This window comes from Stenotrophomonas sp. NY11291 (assembly GCF_023277365.1).
Classification (GTDB): Bacteria; Pseudomonadota; Gammaproteobacteria; order Xanthomonadales; family Xanthomonadaceae; genus Stenotrophomonas; species Stenotrophomonas geniculata.
On record NZ_CP096975.1, the window covers coordinates 1,224,767 to 1,243,054 of the forward strand.

Below are 18,288 nucleotides of genomic sequence, written 5' to 3' on the forward strand. Positions count from 1 at the left end.
CGCCCAGCCAAGGACAGCACGCATGTTGAAAGGACTGAGGCATCATTTGGGCATCCTGCGCGAGAGCCTGCGCGCGGAGCGTGCGCAGCAGGACCCACGCAGTTCGGCCGCGCCGGACTTCCTGCCGGCGGCGCTGGAGATCCTGGAAAAGCCCCCGAACCCGATCGGCCGCACCGTTCTCTGGCTGCTGACCGCCTTTCTGGCCATTGCATTGATCTGGTCGTGCCTTGGCCGCCTGGACATGGTCGCCGTGGCCGAAGGCAAGGTGATTCCGCGTGGCAATGTGAAGGTGATCCAGGCTGCGGACCAGGGCGTGGTCCGTGCAATCCATGTGGTCGAAGGGCAGTCAGTGAAGGCCGGCACACCGCTGCTCGAACTGGATCCGACGGTCAGCCATGCCGAAGTCGAGCAGGCGCGCCAGGCGTTGCTGACCGCGCAGATCGATGTGGCACGGGCGCAGGCCGTGGTTGACCACGTTGCCGGCCGGGCCGGTCGCTTCATCGCACCGGAGGGGGCACCTGACAGTATTGTTGCCGTCCAGCAGGCACTCGTCGCCGCCAAGCAGCGCGAGTTCGATTCCACCGTGGGCGGCTTGCAGCAGGAGCGCAGCCAGCGCGATGGCGAGCACGGCATGATCCTGGCCGAGATCGCCAAGCTGGAAGAGCAGCTGCCGCTGGCTACCGACCAGTTGAACAAGCTGGAGGAGCTGAGCCGCGACAACTACGTGCCGCGACTGCAGGTGGCCGAAGTGAAAGAGCGTGTTGTCGGCATGCGCCAGGACCTGGCTATTCGCCGTGAAGAGCAGCGCAAAGCGACCGCCGCGCAACTGGCGGCCAGCCAGCAGATGAGCAAGAGCCGCAGCGAGTTCGCACGTGAAGCACTGGATGCGCTGACTGAGGCGGAAGCGGCGCGCGCACTGCGTGGCGAAGAATTGAAGAAGGCCCATGACAAGGCTGGGCACACGGTATTGCGCGCACCCGTGAATGGCGTCGTGCAGCAACTACAGGTGCACACCATCGGTGGTGTGGTGAAGCCGGCCGATGCGCTGATGGTGCTGGTGCCGCATGACGGCGAGCTGGTGGTCGATGCGATGCTGCCCAATCGCGATGCCGGCTTCGTCCGGGAAGGGCAGCCGGTGGAGGTGAAGCTGGAGGCCTATCCGTTCACCCGCTACGGCGTGGTGGATGGCGTGGTCGAGACTGTGGGCCGCGATGCGGTACAGACCGAGAAGGAAGGGTTGCGCTATCCGGCCCGCGTGCGCCTGCTGCAGCCCTGGATCGAAGTGGATGGCCGGCGTCGCGCGCTGGCGCCGGGCCTTGCCGCAACGGCGGAAATCAAGACCGGTGATCGCCGCATCATTGAATACCTGCTGTCGCCGCTGTCCAGGCGCGTGCAGGAAGCGGGGAGGGAGCGATGAACGTGGTCAAAGGCTTGAGGCAGATGTTCACTCGGGAAGCGGGCGGCTTCCTGCTTGGAATGATCCTGATCGTGCCTGCCAATGCCATGGCCGCCGAGATCACCAAGCGCAAGCCGGCACCCTCTGGAGATATCAGTGCCGACCTTCTCTCCCAGCGGATTGTCAGCCTGCTGTCCGAGCAGCGGGCAGTACCCGGATTCAAGGGGATCTCGAGCTCGAGCTGGAATCGTCTTTCCGCTCGCCCCATGGCGCCCTCGCCTTACCGCACTGGTGTGTTGCGGATAGACGCCAAGGTTCGCGAAGGCTGGAACTACTGGATTGAATCCAGAGAGCGCCCCAATGGCGGGAACGTCGTTGCGTTCTACGTAGTGGGGGAGCAAGGCCGCCGGGTACCAGGGTACTGCACCTTCTCTTTCGCGGAGTTTGCCGATCGGCTGAGAAGAAACGGCTTTGATCACACGCGTCCCCAGGTGCCGCCAGGCTCTCCTCGCATACATTTTTTTTCTCGACCACATCTGCCCGTGGTCGTGATCACTTACGTCCCCACTGGATCCGTCAGCGGCGAATCCTGTGTGGAGAGCATCCAGGTCGAACCATCGGAGCAGGGAAATGGCTGAATTCAATTCGCAGTTGAAGTCGATTCTCGATATTCTCAGGGCGCGAGGTGGCGAATCGCTGCGCGCCGCGAATCTGATTCAGAGAGCACTGGAGGGCTCCCCGCAGCTCATCCTGCAGTTCAATCGCGCGGCGCTTCAAGGGAAGCTGAAGGCGATTGAACTTCTTCCGGAGAGTGCCAGCGAGGGCGGGCATCTCGACGACGGGGTCATGCGGCTGTCAAGGAACGCGCTTTCCAGAGGCGTTGGCACGGCAGTGATGGACAACCTGAGATCCACGCTAGGTCATGAGATCGGGCATGGCTTGTTCAGTGGTGCTGTCGATGCTGCTTCCGGGAATTTCTCGAATGTAGTGATCAATCTGTCGCAGTTCCGTGATTCGGATCGCAACTACACCATAGCGATCAAGAACTATGTGCTTGCAGCACGTGCCAACGAGGCCGTCGCAACAATCAACGGGTGGAATGCCGTCCGCAATGAAATGGTTGCCAGCAATGGGGGCAAGCCAATTGATCGCCAGGCGCTGTTGGAACGCATGTACTTTGTGCGCCCGGACTGCGTAACAAGGTTGCCCAGCGGGCTTTACGAAACTGCCCCCGGGATCGTGCTTGATCAGAATCTCGTTCTGCAACAGACAGCGGCCAACATCGAAGCGGTGGCCGTATGCTACTTCGATGATCCACGTTCAAAGCTCGGCCCGAACGCCAATCTGAGCTATCACGAGTACTACACGCTCGGAGCGATCAACAGGATTCTGTATTACGAATCCGAGTATCGCCGCATCTTGGGGGCCGGAAAGCCCAATGCGCTGACCATCGATTTTGCAGCACTCGGAGTGGATAGAGCAAAGCTGGAGGCATCGGGCTTCTATTTCACCGGGAACAGTGAAACCCTGGGAATCTCGGATGGTCCGAACAACTGGACGACCATCACGCGCAAGGGCTCAGCGACACCCGGCTGGAACTCCCCGTATGCATTGAGTTGGCTGTTCAATGCCGACGATGGGCTCTTGCAGAAGATTGCCTTGGCGGGTGGGCTCGGCGGAGCCATCGGCGGCGCCGTTTCTTCGGCACTGCGTATCAAGGATCCTGCATGGCGGGTGCTGAGTTCCACCATCCTGACAACCGTCGGTGAGAATCTGGCAGAGGCCATCCAAGCCGGCGGTGTGTCTGTAACGCTTCCGTCGGGAGTGGTCCAGAACGTCCTTGACGACCTTCCGGAAGAGTTCCAGGCCAACCTGCGCAGTGCAGGTGTGGGTGCGATCTCCTCCTACCTGGCCGCAGAGCTGATCAGCTCGCTTGGTATTGAAGGAACGCTTGGCGAACTGGGGCAAACCGTCGCGTCGGCGGCGATCGCGCAGATCATCCAGAACGCGGCAGCGATTTCCAATGGCGCGAACATCAGCCTGTTCAATGGCATCAAATCCGCCCAGCTGTTCAATGCGGTGGGGGCTTATGTCGGCGCGCGCATCGGTGCCAGCCTCGTAGAGTTCGATACCATCGGTGGCCAGATCGGTGCGCAGGTGGGATCGGCCATTGGTGCTTATGTCGGTGCATCTGCGGCGACGACATGGGCTGCAGCGGGCAGTAAAGTGGGTGGGGCGGCATACGGCGCGATCGGTGCGGCAGTCGGCGCATTGGTCGGCTACATCCTGGGAGGACTGATCGGCTCGTTCTTCTCAAGTGGAAAGCCGCGGTCGTGGGCCACGGTCAGCTGGGAAGAGACATCGGAGAGTTTCGTCATCAGCGGAGTGCGGTCACGCTCCGGTGGCTCCAAGGCCGGTGCGAAGATCCTCGCCAGTGCCGTGGCGGAGAATCTCAATGCTGTGCTGAAATTGTCCGGAAGCCGGGTAGCCTCTGGTAGCTCTGTCGATGGGGGCACCTTTGGCGCGTATGGAAAGGAGTATCGATACTGGTCGGCGGCTCCCGTCGCGTTCTCCAGCGCGGAAGAGCTGATCGGATACGGATCGGCACTGGCACTGACCAATCTTGCCGGGAAGATGATCGGCGGCGACATCCATATCAAGCGCGCCCTCGTGCAACACCTGGGGATGCTGCCGTCTTCGCGTGAGTTCAACGTGACGTCTCTGGTCGGGGATCTTGCGATGGCGGCCGACTACGGGCGCTATCTGATGGACCCCTTCCAGATCAACGCGCTCATTGCCGGCGCTCCGGAAAGCGGACTGGCAGCACAATGGGCTATCACATTTGCGCGTGCCACAGAACTTGGGTTGAACAAGCGTGCATCGACTGACTGGGTAGGCGGATTTGCGGCATGGATGGATCAGTTGCCCGATGGGGAGCTGAATGGCGTAGGCCTGAATGCGGCGAACGTCGTTGCATCGCTTGACAGTTCGAGTGGACGGAAGTTCCTGTTCATGGGATGGAGCGGCGAGGAGCTCCTCTCTATTGGCGACACCATCGTCACCGCAGACAAGGATCGCATCCTCGGTGGCACCGGCAACGATAGCATCATCGTCAATGGTGCAACGCTGTCCAGCACCACTGGCCTGCTGATCAACGGCAAGGCCGCCCCGGCCACCCATCGCATCGGCATCGCTGCGGTCATCGATGCCGGTGCTGGCGACGATCTGGTCCGTGGCGGGGATCTCGGCAACGATCTGCTCGGCGGCAGTGGGAACGACACCCTTGTGGGTGGCCTGCTCGATGACTGGCTGTTTGGCGGTGACGGCAACGATGTGCTGTTCGCCGGCAATGTCACCAATGTGAACTTCGCCATCGGTGATGCCAGCGCACAGGCGTTGGCGATCGCTGCGCGTGGTGGCAATGGCAACTACCTCGACGGCGGTGCCGGCGACGATCGCCTGTATGGCGGCACCGGTTCGGACTGGCTGGAAGGCGGCGCTGGCAACGACCTGCTGGCGGGTGGCGAGGGTGGCGACATCATCGCCGGTGGCGCCGGCGATGATCGGGGGGGCAATGGCGAAGCGCGCCTGTTCGGTGGGGGCGGCGCGGACCAGTACCTGTTCCGGCTCGGTGACGGCCGCGATGTGGTCTACGACGAAGAGGGGGCGGGGGCCATCCGCGGCAGCGGCGACAGCTTGAATGACCGCCTCGCGAAGATCGCCAATGGACAGCTGGCGCGCAACTGGGCTGGTGGCGGCGATTACGAGGTCAACGGCTCGGTGAAGGGGGGGGAGGACGCGATCGTGTTCGGCACCGGCCTGTCGCTGCAGAACATCCAGATGCGTCGCTCCTCGGCCAGCGGTGCCGGCAACGACCTGATCATTGCCCTGGTCAGCTATGACGCCGCCGGCAACGCGATCCTCACCGGCGACGAGCTGACCATCAAGGACTGGTTCGAATCTTCGCATCGCGTGGAGTGGCTGCGGTTTGCCGATGGCGAGGACATCCGCATCGGCGATATGACCTCGTACATCATCGGCACCGGTGGCTCGGATGTGATCCTGGGTACCTACGGTGCGGACTTCCTGTATGGCGGGGCTGGCAACGACGAGATCCGCGGCCTGGCCGGCAATGACTTCGGCAATGGTGGCTCGGGCGACGATTTCGTTGCTGGCGATGGCGACCAGGACTGGGTGATGGGCGGCTCCGGCAACGATCAGGTGCTGGGCGGCGCGGGCAACGACACGGTGTTTGGCGATGATGGCAATGACCGTGTGTATGGTGGTACGGGTTCGGACCTCGTGGTCGGCGGCCGTGGCAACGACGAAGTGGTGGGCGGTGAAGGCGATGACGTCTTCCGCTACCAGCGCGGCGATGGCGACGACATTGTCATGGACGACTATGTCGACAACTGGGATCTGGTCTGGGAGAAGGGCGCCTACGTCAACGGCTATGTGCGTAATGCCGATGGCACCGTCAGCAAGGACGGCGTGGTCTATTTCGACGGTTCCACCTGGATCAGCCACAACGACTGGAACGACGAGGCGCAGGTGCTGCGCCGGCACAAGGGCGCGCTCAATGGCCTGATAGCGCGCAACGCGGGTGTTGATTCGCTGGAATTTGGCGTTGGCATCGATATCCAGGATGTGATGTTGCAGCGCGATGGCAATGACCTGCGCCTGGTGATCGGTCGCGATGGTGAGAAGGAGCGCCTCTCGGCGTCCAGTGACCGGATCACTATCAGGGACTGGTACGCACTCGGCGGATCGATCGAGAACATGGTGTTTGCCGCGACCGGCCGCCATGCGCTCACCGACATGACCCTGCTTGGGGGTGGCGATGGCAACGACACGATCGTCGGTACGGCTGGCAAGGACTGGTTGACCGGCAACGGTGGCGATGACGTTATCGACGGCGGTGCGGGCAACGACCTGCTGATGGGCAATGAGGGCGACGATACGCTGCGTGGCAGTGCGGGTGACGACATCCTGTACGGCGGCCAGGGTGACGATCTGCTGCACGGCGGTGCCGGCGCGGACACCCTGTTCGGTGGCGGTGGCGTGGACATCGCCTCTTACGCGGGAAGTGCGGCGGTGCGCGTTTACCTGGAAGGCACGTTCGCCAATACCGGCGACGCCAAGGGCGATGCCTACAGCAGCATCGAAGGCATCGAGGGCGGCGCCGGCGCCGACCGCCTCGGCGGCAGCATAGGCGCAGATGTGCTGCGTGGTGGCGGTGGCGCGGATGCGTTGTACGGCGGTGAGGGCGACGATGCCTATGAGTACAACATCGGCGACGGTAGTGATGTCATCTATGAAGGCGCATTCTATCTTGATGAGGTGATGTCCAGCTCAGGGACGTTGGGATCAGCCTACACGGCGTCTTGGGAGTATCTGGGCATTGGCGAGACAACGGTGGGCAACAAGCATCAGTATCGGTTGACGGTCAAGGAGATCGGATCCGGCACTGTTGTCTACCAGAGCGTGGACAAGGTGGACTTCCTGTTTGACGCCCCAGTGACGAACGCGCCAGCCTCCACCACGTGGCCATCGGCGCAGGGGCAGTTCCGTTCGTCGACCTGGCGAAACGGGCCAAATGGGCAACAGATCGTACGCGAAGTGTTCCAGGCCATCGACGGGGGCCAGGATACGCTGGTACTGGGAGCAGGGCTCAGCCTCTCCAATCTTCGGTTGGCGCTGAGCGGGACGACGCTCCAGGTGGATGTCTTCGCCGCACAGAACGGTACGATCAAGCTCGCCAATCACACGAATGCCCAACGTCGCGTCGAGTTCATGCAGTTGAAGGACGGACTGGTGCTGGATCTGCGCCAGTTCCGCCAGCTTTCCCAAGGCGGTAGCGCGAGTGACGATGTATTGTTCGGGTCCGATGGCGCGGACACGCTTACGGGTCTTGCAGGTCACGACGTGCTGGCGGGTGGAGATGGCAATGACACGCTGCGGGGCGGCGACGGCGACGACACGCTGGAGGGCGGTGCCGGTGCCGATATCCTCGACGGTGGCAGCGACCGCATCAGCCTCGGCCAGGCGGCGGTGGCGGGTGAAGCCTATGGCGATACGGTCCGCTATGTGACGTCCACCGCGTCGCTGGTGCTGGATTTGGCCGCGGGCACGCTGTCGGGCGGGCATGCCGATGGCGATACCCTGGTCGCAGTCAACGGCGTCAGCACGCTGGAGAACGTGGTGGGCAGCGACGGCTTCGCCGATACCATCAGTGGTGATTCGCGGGCCAATCGCCTGATCGGGCTGGGCGGCAACGACTGGCTGGATGGGCGTGGGGGCGATGACGTGCTCATCGGTGGTGATGGCAACGACACCCTGATGGGCGGCGACGGCAACGATGCGTTGTCCGGCGATGCCGGCGATGACCGACTTGAAGGTGGCGCGGGCAACGATGTGTTGGCCGGTGGCGCGGGTGCTGACGACCTTTACGGTGGGCTGGGCGACGACCAGATCAGCGGCGATGTAGGCAACGACAAGGCCTGGGGCGGCGAAGGCAATGACACCCTGGGGGGGCAGGATGGAGACGACCAGCTCTACGGCGAAGCCGGCAACGATACTCTGGTGGGTGGCGCGGGCGACGACCTGCTGGACGGCGGGACCGGCAACGACACCCTGGCCGGTGAGGCCGGTAACGACCTGCTGCGGGGCGGTGATGGCAATGACACCTACCTGTTCGATCGGGAGGGCGGCAACGACCGGATCGAAGACGCACTGGGCGTCAATCGCATCGTGCTGCAGAACGTGGCCAACCACGAGGTCTGGCTGCAGAAGGTGGGCAACGATCTGCTGGTCAGCGTGATCGGAGGCAGCACCCGGATCACCATCGCGGGCTACTACACCGGCTCCAGTCGGATCACCGAGATCGCGACCGGTGCGGGCTCGCTTTTCCTCGCCCACGCCGAGCCACTGCTCGCGGCAATGGCGGCAGAGTCGGCGTCCGTGCCGGCCGGGATGTCCTCCAGCTTGCAGGGCCTGCTCGGCACCTACTGGCAGAACTCGAACAAGCCGGCACCACTGGTCGAGACGCAGTACCTGGCCACCGATGAGGACGTGCCGCTCAGTGGCAGCGTCAATGCCGTCGACCATGATGGGAACATCACCGGGTACACGGTGATCACCGCACCCGGTATGGGGGCCGTCACGCTCAATGCGGCCACCGGCGCCTGGGTCTACACGCCGGCTGCGGACCGCCACGGCAATGACCGTTTCGTGGTCCGGGTGACCGATGCGGACGGCAATACCGCCGACCAGATCGTCGATCTGGTGGTGCGCTCGGTCAACGACGCGCCCAGCGACATCCTCGCACCCGGCCCGCTGGCCGTGGACGAGAACGCCGCCAACAACCTGTCGCTGGGCCGCTTCGGTCATATCGATCGCGACGGCGCGGAAGATACGGCCACCTTCACCCTGATCAATGATGGCGGCGGGCGCTTCAAGCTCACGGCCGATGGCACGCTCAGCGTTCGTGACGGCACCAAGCTGGACTATGAGACCGCCACCGCGCACACCATCCGGGTACGCGTGACCGACAGTGCCGGCGCGTGGTTCGAGAAGGACTTCAAGATCGACGTCCGCAACGTCAACGAGGCACCGTTCACGCCGACGCGGCCACCGAACACCGCACCCGTACTGGCCGGTGAAAAGACGGGCGCCGGTACGGTGGTAGGCACCTTCGTGATCGGGGACCCCGACAAGACCACGCCGACCCTGCAACTTGTAGCCAACCCGGGCGGTCTGCTGGAGGTGGTGGGTAACCAGGTACGCGTGCGTGCGGGCGTTGCAATCGACTTCGAGGCGCTGGCCGCCGCCCAAGGCGCGACCTTGGTCGATCTGGATGGCGACGGCATCAAGGAGGTGCTGCTGACCGCCAGCGTGAGGGCGTACGACGGCAGCCTGGCATCTGCTTCGACGCTCAGCTTCACCTATGCCATCGAAGACGAGAACGAAGCGCCGACGGCAGTGATGTTCGCGGCCACCACCACCAGCTTCAGCGAAACCGATCGCGTTCCCACCGGTACCGCGCTGCCGGCGATCCTGCTCGGCACGCTGTCGGCCACCGACCCAGACACCACGGCCGGCAGTGATTTCGCCACGATGGTGTACAGCGTGTCCGACAGCCGCTTCGAGATCATCAACGGCAACCAGCTACGCCTGAAGGCGGGTGCGATCGTTGACTATGAGGCGGGCAGCAACGTCACCGTGACGGTCACCGCGACCGATCGCGGCGGCGCCGGGTTGAGCGTCAGCAAGCAGCTGGTCTTCACCGTGGTCAACCGCGATGACTACCTGTACGGCACTGCCGCTGGCGAAACGCTGGTCGGCCAGGCCAACCGGGATGTGATCCAGGGGCTCGGTGGCAATGACATCATCAACGGCGGCGGTGGCAACGACGACCTGTACGGTGGCGATGGCGATGACAATCTGCGCGGTGAGGCTGGCGACGACAAACTGTGGGGCGAGCTGGGTCGCGACACGCTGTACGGTGGCGCAGGCGTCGACGAACTGCGTGGCGGTGATGGCGATGACAACCTGTATGGCGAAGACGGTGATGATCGTCTGTACGGCGACGCCGGCAATGACATCCTCGATGGCGGTGCCGGCAATGACCTGCTGGCAGGGGGCATCGGCAATGACACGCTGCGCGGTGGCGTCGGCAACGACATCCTGCGCGGTGGTGATGGCGACGATATCCTCGATGGCGGTGCCGGTGCCGACACCCTGTCCGGGGGCGTCGGTGTCGATACGCTGACCTACGCCTCGGCGACGGCGGGCATCGTGCTGAACCTGGCTACCGGAGCACATGGTGGCGCGGCCGCTGGCGATGTGCTGGAAGATGCGTTCGAGCGCGTGATCGGCAGTGGGTTCGACGACGTCATCACTGGTGGCGCGGGGGATGATTACATCGAGGGTGGCGCAGGCAACGACAAGCTCTATGGCGGTGCTGGCAACGACACGCTGTATGGCGGTGATGGTGACGACCTGCTCGATGCGCAGGCCGGCAATGACACCCTGTATGGTGGCGCCGGTAACGACATCCTGATTGGTGGCGATGATAGCGACGTCTACTTGATCGACCGCAACTCCGGTGCCGACGAAATCCGCAACTACGACTCCAGTGGCGACGATATCGACGTCATCGGCTATCGCGACATCAGCCGCAATGACCTGTGGTTCAGCCGTACCGGCGATGACCTGGTGATCTCGGTGATCGGCACCAGCGTGGTGACCACGATCAAGGGCTGGTACACGACCACCAATGCCAATGATCGCGCCAACTACAAGATTGATTTCTTCCTGGCCGGCGAGCACGCCAGCAGCACGATCAATGCAGAGGCACTGGTCGCGCTGATGGCCGGTCGCACCAAGCCGGCCACGGTGGCGGCCTATCAGGCATTGCATGCCGACGGCACGTTCGAGAACCAGTGGCGGCACTACTGGGATGGCAACGGCCTGCCGTCGATCAGCATCGTGCCGGATCAGTCGATCAACGAGGATGGGCAGGTCGCCCTGCAGTTCACCGTCGGTGATGACCTGACCCCGGCATCCGGGGTCACCGTACGTGCCGTGGCGGTGGATGCCACTGACCTCACGACGGTGGTGGCCTGGATGAATACTCCGAGCATCACTGCGGGGGCCAACGGCGAGCGTACGGTGACGCTGGTGCCGAAGGGCAACGCCAGCGGACGCGTTGCGATCAAGCTGATCGCAACCGATGCCGGTGGGCTGGTGACCGAGCGCGTGTTCTTCATGAATGTGGCGCCGGTAGTGGACGCGCCGGTGATTACCCGTGCCGTGCAGGTCGGCAAGACGCTTGATGGCGGAACGCTGACGCTGGACGTGCAGGCTGCCCTCACCGACACCGACGGGTCGGAAACGCTGGAGATCCGAATCTCGAACCTGCCGACCGGGCTGACCCTGAACAAGGGCACGAACCTGGGCAACGGCGTGTGGTCGCTGACGCCGGCGCAGCTGGCCGGTCTGGCGCTGGTCGGTCCGGCCACGTGGTCGGCCGACCTGACCGGCACTGCGGCGCTGACGGTGACCGCCATCGCCAAGGAGACCGCGACGGGCAAGACCAGCAGCAAGACGCAGACCCTGTCGGTCACCATCAATGCGCGTCCGACCGACATCACCGTGGACCGTGCGCTGAGCACAGTCGAGTCGACCTCGGATGCACCGGTGGCCAATGGCACCGTGCTGGGCAACTTCGCACGGGTGGATGCGGACAATGACAGCTTCACCTTCAGCCTGACCAACAACGCAGGCGGGCGCTTTGCGATTTCCGCGGCCGGCGTGCTGACGGTGGCCAATGCCAGCCTGCTCGACTACGAGGCCAACACCTCGCACCAGATCGTGGTGCGGGTGACCGACTCGGGAGGGTTGACCCGCGACAAGACGTTCACCGTGGCGGTGACCAACGTTGATGAGGCGCCGGCTACGCCGACCGTCTCCAGCCAACCGGTGGCAATCGCCGCCGAGAATGCGGCGCTGGGCGGCGTTGTGATCGCCAACCTTGCCTCCAGTGGCGGCAATGGCAGCTACAGCTATGTGCTGGAGGGCGACGCGCGCGGCTGGTTCACCCTGGTCGGCAACCAGCTGAAGTTCCGTGATGGCCTGGCCCTGGATTTCGAAGCGCTGAAGGCTGCTGGAATGGCCGTGAGTGACGCTGATGGCGATGGCCGCCAGGAGGTGGTGTACTCGGTGTCGGTGAAGGCTGTGTCGGGTGGGTTGACCTCGGCGGGGGCGCGCACCATCACCGTGCGCCTTGAAGACGTCAACGATACGCCGCATGGCATCACCGTTGATCGCACGCTGAGCATCGCGGAAAACACTGCCAACGGCGCCGAGGTCGGTAAGTTCAGTGGCCAGGACCAGGACGTGACCGACGGCCTGACCTTCACCCTGGTCAACAATGCTGGCGGCCGCTTTGCCATCACCGCGGCTGGTGTACTGAGCGTCGCCAATGGTGGGCTACTGGACTACGAGGCCGCCACTTCGCATGCAATCACGGTGAGGGTGACCGACACCCACGGCGCGACCCGCGACCAGGTGTTCCAAGTGGGCGTGTCCAACGTCAACGAAGCGCCACGAACGCCTGACGTCGTGCAGCACGTGGCGCTCACCTCCGAGAACACCGGCGTGTCCGGGCAGGTGGTGGCCACGCTGTCCTCGTCTGATCCGGACGGGACCGCGCCCTCGTACCAGATCATCAACGATCCGTTTGCCTGGTTCGCCATTTCCGGCAACCAGCTCAAGTACAACGTCAGCAGCTTCGATTTCGAAGCGGTTGCACCGTACCTGCAGCTGATCGACGGCGACGGCGATGGCCAGCTGGAGGCGTACTACAACGTCACCGTTCGTGCGACGGATGGAGCGCTGGTGTCGGGCAATCGCGAGATCACGGTACGCATCGAAGACGTCAACGAGGCACCGACGACCTGGGGCCAGAGCCTGACGCTGGCCGAATCGGCGCCGGGGGCGGGGCAGACCGTGTTCCAGTTCACCAACTGGTCCGACCCGGACAGCCAGTGGTACAACCGCGACCACCGGTTTGCCATCACCGGTGGTGCCAGCAACCTGTTCGGCATCAACGCCACCACGGGTCAGATCGCGCTGCACGGGCAGCTGGATTATGAGACCGCGCAGAGCCACCAGATCCAGGTGACGGTCACCGATCGTGGTGGCCTTTCCAGCAGCACCTGGGTGACGATCAATGTGCAGAACGTCAATGAGCGGCCGACGGTCGTCCAGACGCAGGACAGCAACTACGTGTACGTGCTCTGGGGAAGTGACCAGGAGGACATCTTCAGCCGTCTGGTGATCACCAGCGCGGTGGAACTGGTGAGTACTACTGGCCAGTACTGGGACACCTATACCAACGAGACATCGTTCTTTGACTATGGGACCACGTCGAAGGCCATTTCCGGTGATGGTTTCCTGAACGGTTACTACTACAACGGCACGCTTGCCACGCGGATCGTGAATCGTGGAAACCGGCGTCAGGTGAACGACGGAAACTGGGGCGATCCGCGCGGAAGCGGCGCGGGCTACTACCAGGAGACCTACTACGACACCTACTATGAAATCGTCATCCAGAGCGTGGACAGCGCTGGCCTCTGGAGTGATCCGCTGAAGTTTGTCGTCAACGAGTTCGGCGCTCGCCTCGGCCCTGTGGTTCTCGATCTGGACGGCGACGGCGTGGAGACCGTGGGCTGGGCACAGAGCGCCACGCGCTTTGACATGGACGGTGATGGCGTGCGTGATCTGACCGGTTGGGTCGGGCCGCACGACGGTCTACTGGTGCTCGACCGCAATCGCAACGGCACGATCGATTCCGGCGCCGAGATCTCGTTCACGGCCGATCTTGCAGGCGCCCATTCCGACCTTGAGGGACTGGCCGCCTACGACAGCAACGGCGACCGCCGCCTGGATGCCAATGACGCCCGCTTCAGGGAGTTCCAGGTCTGGCGCGATGCCAACCGCGATGGCATCAGCCAGGCGGGTGAGCTGCTGACGTTGCAGCAGGCCGGCGTGGCGTCGATCAACCTTGATGCGCGCCGTACCGGGCAGATGCCGGGTACGTCGGTGGACAACACCACCTATGCCAACGGTCAGTACATCCGTATCGATGGCACCCAGGCGGCCCTGTCGGACATGTTCTTCGCTTTCGGCGAGCGCAATCAGGAGGGCGACGATGACGGCCTGAACCTGAATGCTGGCTCCGGAAAGGGCGGGCGTGACCTGGGTAGCGGTGATGCCGCCTCCGGACGCGTCAACCGCCGTGGCGGGGATCCACGCTTCACGCCTGCAACTGACCTGCCGCAGGCCCCGGTGGCACAAGCCGTGACGGAACTGGGGGATCATTTCGGTGGCGTTGAGCCCACCGCCGCCGAGCGGATGCAGCAATCGGCTCGGTCGGAACAGCGTGCCCCCATCGATGAAAGCATTCCGTCCGGCCCGACAACACAGCGCTCCGCCTTGCATGACAATCTGGCGCTGGCACAGAAGAAGCGGTTCCAGATGATCGAAGCGATGTCCACGTTCGACGCTCAGCCCTATGCCCAGGGCATCAGCACGGCGGCGCGCGATCCGGCCGCCATGGAACTGTTGACCGCCATTCCCGACTATAGGATTTCCCGTTCATGATCACGTCCACGACCGCCACCGCCGCCTCCGACGGGGCGCCGCGCACCGTTGCCGAGGCCCTCGGCCAGATCGTCTGGCTGCTTTCACAGTCGCCGCTGCACCGTGAGATGCAGTTGAAGGACCTCGAATGGTCATTCATGCCGCCGCTGCTGAAGGAGCAGTTCCGGGTGTTCCGTTTCGGCACACTACCGCCGCTGCCGGGCATGCAGGAAGCCGGTGCGGCCTTCGCCGGGGTGACCCAGCAGGCACTGGAACAGTTGCCGCTTGGCGTTGCAATCTGGGCCAGTCTTTCAGAGGAGGCCGAGCGCAAGCTGGAAGTCGGCGAGCGGCTGGAACTGGACGACTGGAACAGCGGCGATCGCCTGTGGCTGATCGAGTTCATCACCCCCTTCGCCCAGCCCGGCAACGGCCTGGCCGAGGCCATGCTGGGCGATCTGCTGACCGGGCCGTTCGCGGGGCGCAGCCTGTCCATGCACCGGACCGATCCGGCCACCGGCCGGCGTGACAAGGTGACCCTGGGCGGCGTGCCGTCGCAGGCGGCCTGATCCGGTAAGGGTAAACGCCCGCCCCGGCCGCCATGCTGGCGGTCGGGGGAGTAGAGGCAAGCCCGGTGGGCCGGGGCGCGATGATAGAATGCCGGGTTTCTGGCAGTGCCCACCATGGGCGGCCGGGTATCGGCAACTCCGGCTGTGTGCTATGACAGGCACCAGCCCCCGGACAATGGAATCACTTACCTATGGCGCGCGGCATCAACAAAGTCATCCTGGTCGGCAACCTCGGCAACGACCCGGACGTGAAGTACACCCAGAGCGGCATGGCGATCACCCGCATCAGCCTGGCCACCACCAGCGTCCGCAAGGACAAGGATGGCAACCAGCAGGAACGTACCGAATGGCACCGCGTGGTGTTCTTTGGCAAGCTCGGCGAGATCGCCGGCGAGTACCTGCGCAAGGGCAGCTCGGTCTACGTCGAAGGCAGCCTGCGCTACGACAAGTACACCGGCCAGGACGGCGTGGAGAAGTACTCCACCGACATCGTTGCCGATGAAATGCAGATGTTGGGCGGCCGCGGTGAAGGCGGCGGCGGTGGCGGTGGTGGCAACTACGGCGGCGATCGCCCGCAGCGTCAGCAGGCGCCGCGCCAGGAGTACGGCGGCGGTGGTGGTGGCCAGCGTGGCGGCCAGGGCGGTGGCTATGGCAACCAGGGCGGCAACCAGGGCGGCGGTTACGGCAACCAGGGTGGCAACCAGCGCCCGCAGCCGCAGCAGGCTCCGCCGATGGACGACTTCGCTGACGACGATATTCCGTTCTAAGCGCACCTTCGGTGCATCCCGACAAGGGCTCCTGGCATGCCTGCCTGGGGCCCTTGTCGTTTTTGAGGCCCTGCCGGGATCCTGTTGTCCGACGGCCGCCGATGCGGACGTTTCTCGATGTTGTCACCGATTGCCGAACACGCCCTGGTCCAGCAGGCAATCAATGAACGCCCCCAGCAGGGCGGGGCGATGCCGCCTGTTCGGGTAGTAGAGAAAAAGCCCGGGGCGCGAGACCGACCAATCCGCCAGTACCCGCACCAGCAATCCCTGGGCCAGCAGTTCCCCCACGCGATCCTGCTCGAAGTGATAGGCGATTCCAAGGCCGGCCAGTGCCGCCGCAATCCCGACGTCAGCGTGATTGGTGACGACAGGACCGTCCACGGCGACCTCCAGGTGGCGGCCTCGCTTCTTGAACTCCCATCGGTACTGCCTGCCGTCACTCTGCAGCCGCCAGTTGATGCAGGCATGGTCCTGCAGTTCCGTTGGAGATCGCGGCGTTCCACGGCGTGCGACGTAATCCGGTGACGCCACGGCGACCATGTTCAGGTCGGGAGTGAGGCGGATGGCCACCATGTCCTTCTCGAGCTGCCCGCCCACGCGGATGCCTGCATCAAACCGCCCACTGACGATGTTGCTGAGCGCGTCGTCGACCACGATGTCGACAACGACATCAGGGTAGGCCTGGTGGAAGCGGGCAAGCCGCGGGGCAATCAGTGTTCTCGCGGCGATGCCCAGCGTATTGATGCGCAGCGTCCCATTCACCCGCCCGGTCGCCTCGCGGGTTTCAGCGACCGCTACGGCCAACTCCTCGAACAGCGGCGCTATGCGCGCGTACAGTCGCCCGCCACTTGCTGATGGCGCGACGCTTCGGGTCGTGCGATTGAGCAGGCGGGTGCCGAGGCGGCCTTCCAGTTGGCGGATGGTCTGGCTCAGCGCCGAGGGCGATACCCCCAGATGTTCCGCAGCCCGCGCGAAGCTCTGGCGTTCCACCACCGCCACGAAAGCCTTCAGTTCAGTGAACTCGGATCCGCGCATTAGGTAGACTTTTCGACATAACCCATTCGGATTATAGGGCATTCACTTAACTGGCCTGCGTGCACATCCTGAGCGCCTCACCACTGCAGGAGCCCAGCAATGAATGCACTGACCCTCCCAGAGCCCATTGCCGCGTACTTCGCGGCCGAGCATGACCCCGAAGCCCTCGGGCGTTGCTTCACCACCCAGGCGATCCTCAAGGACGACGGGCACACGCTCACCCGCGTCAACGCGATCAAGGCCTTCCTGGCCGAGGCATCGGCCAAGTACCGTGCTACCAGCGTGCCATGCGCCATCGCGCGGCAGGAACACTGTCACGTTGTCCGCGCCACTGTCAGCGGCAATTTTCCAGGCAGCCCGATCCTGCTGACCTACCGTTTCGAATTGCAACGAGGCCTGATTGCAGCGCTGGAGATCACTGCATGAGCTTCGATCTTCAACTCGGTGGCCTGCGGGCCGTGGTAACCGGCGGCACGTTGGGTGTGGGGGCTGCGGTGGTCAGGACCCTGGCCGAGGCCGGGGCCCGGGTGATGACGTCTGCGCGCAGCTTGCCGGCACGGCCGGTCGAAGGGGTCGCGTACGTGGCAGCCGATCTGTCGACGGCCGAGGGCACCGGCATCTTCGCCCAGGCCGTTCTGCAGGCGTGGGACGGCGCCGACATCCTGATCAATGTGCTGGGGGGATCAAAGACACCAGGCGGCGGCTTCGCGGCGATCAGTGATGCGCATTGGTTTGCCGAGCTGAACCTCAATCTGATGCCGGCGGTTCGTCTGGATCGCGCCTTGCTGCCGGCCATGCTCGCGCAGCGCGCTGGCGTGATCATCCATGTCAGTTCGATCCAGCGCATGCTGCCTCTGCCGGAGTCCACCACCGCGTACGCCGCGGCCAAAGCGGCACTTACGACGTACAGCAAGTCGCTTTCAAGAGAGGTCACCGCCAAGGGCGTGCGCGTGCTGAGCGTTGCGCCGGGCTGGATCGAGACAGAGGCTTCCCGGGAATTTGCAGAACGGATCGCGGCAGAAGCGGGAACCGATTATGAAGGGGGCAAGAGGCTGGTCATGGACTGGCTCGGGGGGATCCCGGTGGGGCGCCCCGCGGCACCGCAGGAGGTGGCCGATCTGATCACGTTCCTGGCGTCTCCCCGGTCTGCCTCGATTTCCGGAACGGAGTATCGGATCGACGGCGGCACGGTCTCGACCCTGTAGCCAACAGGCGTCGTCCCGCTGCCACCGCCCAGAAAGAAAGCCCCGCTCATGCGGGGCTTTCCTTTGTCCGCGATTCCTGCGGAGTTGTGCCCCGCAGCATCAGCTTTCGTGCACCGCGACTTGCAAACAGACAATTTCCTCCCCTATGGTGCAATCGATTGCATTGCAGTGAA

The 18,288-nt window shown here is 64.0% G+C and carries 8 protein-coding genes; 7 read left to right on the plus strand and 1 reads right to left on the minus strand.

The window, feature by feature from the left end; translation table 11 throughout:
- The first annotated feature begins 22 nt into the window (after positions 1 to 22).
- The 5 genes from M1L61_RS05740 (at position 23) to M1L61_RS05780 (ending at position 15,875) form a co-directional block, all read left to right on the plus strand.
- A complete protein-coding gene (locus M1L61_RS05740; protein WP_248854432.1) occupies positions 23 to 1,417 on the plus strand; it encodes an HlyD family type I secretion periplasmic adaptor subunit in 1,395 nt (464 codons plus the stop codon).
- Positions 1,414 to 2,034, plus strand: a complete 621-nt coding sequence (locus tag M1L61_RS05745; protein WP_049455575.1) for a hypothetical protein — start codon at positions 1,414 to 1,416, stop codon at positions 2,032 to 2,034. The genes M1L61_RS05740 and M1L61_RS05745 overlap by 4 nt, the downstream gene beginning before the upstream one ends.
- Entirely contained in the window at positions 2,027 to 14,563 is a 12,537-nt protein-coding gene (locus M1L61_RS23115; RefSeq protein WP_283102630.1) for a cadherin domain-containing protein, read from the plus strand. Before M1L61_RS05745 ends, M1L61_RS23115 begins: the two co-directional genes overlap by 8 nt.
- Complete coding sequence (locus tag M1L61_RS05775; RefSeq protein WP_019337072.1) at positions 14,560 to 15,108, plus strand: toxin-activating lysine-acyltransferase; 549 nt, start codon at positions 14,560 to 14,562, stop codon at positions 15,106 to 15,108. The genes M1L61_RS23115 and M1L61_RS05775 overlap by 4 nt, the downstream gene beginning before the upstream one ends.
- A gap of 191 nt (positions 15,109 to 15,299) precedes the next feature.
- On the plus strand, positions 15,300 to 15,875 hold the full coding sequence (locus M1L61_RS05780; RefSeq protein ID WP_010483495.1) for a single-stranded DNA-binding protein: 576 nt from the start codon (positions 15,300 to 15,302) through the stop codon (positions 15,873 to 15,875).
- Between the two features lie 123 nt (positions 15,876 to 15,998).
- Here M1L61_RS05780 and M1L61_RS05785 read toward each other — a convergent pair whose 3' ends face one another.
- Positions 15,999 to 16,910, minus strand: a complete 912-nt coding sequence (locus tag M1L61_RS05785) for a LysR family transcriptional regulator (RefSeq protein ID WP_248854433.1) — start codon at positions 16,908 to 16,910, stop codon at positions 15,999 to 16,001.
- A 99-nt stretch (positions 16,911 to 17,009) separates the two neighbouring features.
- Between M1L61_RS05785 and M1L61_RS05790 the strand changes: the two genes are divergently transcribed.
- Complete coding sequence (locus tag M1L61_RS05790; RefSeq protein ID WP_248854434.1) at positions 17,010 to 17,336, plus strand: nuclear transport factor 2 family protein; 327 nt, start codon at positions 17,010 to 17,012, stop codon at positions 17,334 to 17,336.
- The gene (locus M1L61_RS05795; RefSeq protein ID WP_010483490.1) at positions 17,333 to 18,115 is read left to right on the plus strand and encodes an SDR family oxidoreductase; all 783 of its coding nucleotides are present in this window, start codon (positions 17,333 to 17,335) and stop codon (positions 18,113 to 18,115) included. Before M1L61_RS05790 ends, M1L61_RS05795 begins: the two co-directional genes overlap by 4 nt.
- The last annotated feature ends 173 nt before the right edge of the window (positions 18,116 to 18,288 follow it).